This window comes from Petrotoga sp. DB-2, from assembly GCF_054051725.1.
Genome location: NZ_JBSVZD010000059.1, coordinates 1 through 1913, shown reverse-complemented (window position 1 = coordinate 1913; position 1913 = coordinate 1). Strand labels below are relative to the sequence as shown.

Below are 1913 nucleotides of genomic sequence, written 5' to 3'. Positions count from 1 at the left end.
GGATTTGTGTGATAGGGTGGTACACTTTTCGTTTAGCCGACTCTTATTTTTGGTACACTTTTCGTTTAGTAAGTGCAATAAAGTATTACAGAAATCGGCCAAAAAATACTTATGTTAAAATTATTTACAATTGTTTTTATCAGATGTAATGCATTTGTCTTTCTTTTAGTTATCATAAGAGAATTATGATATAATGAAATTTAGAAAAAAATACAGAATTTTCAAGTGGTGTTAACATTCCAAAGGAAGGGCTTTTGAAGTAAATTTTATTTTATATTTTTGTTTCTATTGAGTAAAAAACCTTCTGCTATTTCTTTTTATGCTTTTGAAGGGGAAGAAAGAGAAGAGTTTGTAGAAATTATTGGCAATTTTAATTGAAAAACGCCCATGTTGGGCGTCTTTTCGGAAATTATTTCAATAACTCTTTTAGCTTTTTCGTCTTGGATCATATTAAGCGGCTATTTATGTATCTAATTTTTCTACCATCATTTTTTGAAATAGAACCTTTATTTTTTAACTTCAAAAGGGGTGAAAGCTTGGATACTTCTTAAATATCCAAGAACAATTTCGTTAAATGTCGCAAATCTTCCAATCTCTTCTTCAGTTTTTACCAACACCTCTTCTTCAAAGTTAGATACAACTTCACCAGTTGGAATAGGTTCACCTTTTCTTATCATCCTGTGCTTTTCTTTAGCAGAATCCATATCATCTGTATATAATATTTTACCTTCTTTTATAATTGCAAAAGATGACGATATTTCCTCGAGTTCGTATATTTCGTGAGAAGATATGATTATCGTCTTGTTCGTTTCATTTGCATAATTTCTTAAAATTTTTAAAGCCTCCGATCTTATAACGGGATCAAGGTTCTGAGTTGGTTCATCTAAGAGCAAAAGATCGGCGTTACTGGATATTGTTAGTGCCAAATAAAACAATGTTTTCATACCCATTGAATATCTTTCCACTTTTTGGTTTATGTCGAAGTTGTAATGTAAAACAAAATTAGAAAATGTTTCCTCATTGAAGTTAGGATACAACATACTCCAAATTTTTAGGTAATCACTTCCTTTAAAATTAGAAAATGTCAACCTATCTTCTGTCATCACAGAAACCTTTGTTTTTATCTCAGGGGTTATTTTTTCAGAAAAAAGCTTTATCTCACCGTTGTTTGGTTTCAACTCCCCGTATAGACATCTCAAAGTTGTTGTTTTCCCTGCACCATTGGGACCTATTAGAGAAAAGATTTCACCCTCATTTACATTAAAATTGATCTTGTTCAATATCGGTTTTGAATTGAAACTTTTAACTAAGTTTTTCACTTCTACTATCATTTTTGTACACCTCTTTTTTCAAACAGATATAAAGATAAGAGTAAAAGAAACACAGAAAATATCAAACTTGACCAAACATTTCCTTGGTTCGACGGGCTAATATATTTGTAGGGATTTACAGCATAACTGGAACCAATTTTCCCAAGTATCCAATCAGCGATCAATATCAAAAATGGTATTCCAAATGTATCTCCCCCTAATGTAACAGAGATTATAATAATGGCAAAATAAGCCGTTGCAAATATTATGACACTCAAGATCTTTAAAAGTGCTATTGATAAGTACAAATTTCCAAAGTTAAAAAAGGCTAGCCCGATAGAACTAGGTATAACTATCAATAGTAGGGAAAGTACATAAGATGAGAAAAATACCTCTCTGTATGAATAAGGAAGGGATATTATAAGGGAGAACTTTCCGTTTCTTAAATCATGTCCGATCATGTTTGTAAGGAAAAGGAATATGAAAAATAACGTTAAAAACGGTATATCAAAGGTTATGAAAAATAAAAAAAGGTTCTATCACGAAAATAGTGGGTAATTAAGCTGGAGTTAAATTAAGTTTACCAAGGGCAATAAAGATAGT

At 31.0% G+C, this 1913-nt stretch carries 2 protein-coding genes; both read right to left on the bottom strand.

Features of this window, described 5'->3' with window-relative positions; genetic code table 11:
* Positions 1-506: 506 nt before the first annotated feature.
* On the bottom strand, positions 507-1331 hold the full coding sequence (locus ACW9JY_RS10400; RefSeq protein ID WP_457284323.1) for an ABC transporter ATP-binding protein: 825 nt from the start codon (positions 1329-1331) through the stop codon (positions 507-509).
* Complete coding sequence (locus ACW9JY_RS10395) at positions 1328-1669, bottom strand: hypothetical protein (RefSeq protein ID WP_457284322.1); 342 nt, start codon at positions 1667-1669, stop codon at positions 1328-1330. The genes ACW9JY_RS10400 and ACW9JY_RS10395 overlap by 4 nt, the downstream gene beginning before the upstream one ends.
* Positions 1670-1913: the final 244 nt, after the last annotated feature.

Bases quoted from the DNA above. Each gene is read 5' to 3' on its own strand.
- ACW9JY_RS10400 (WP_457284323.1), bottom strand. From the start codon at position 1,331: ATGATAGTAGAAGTGAAAAACTTAGTTAAAAGTTTCAATTCAAAACCG.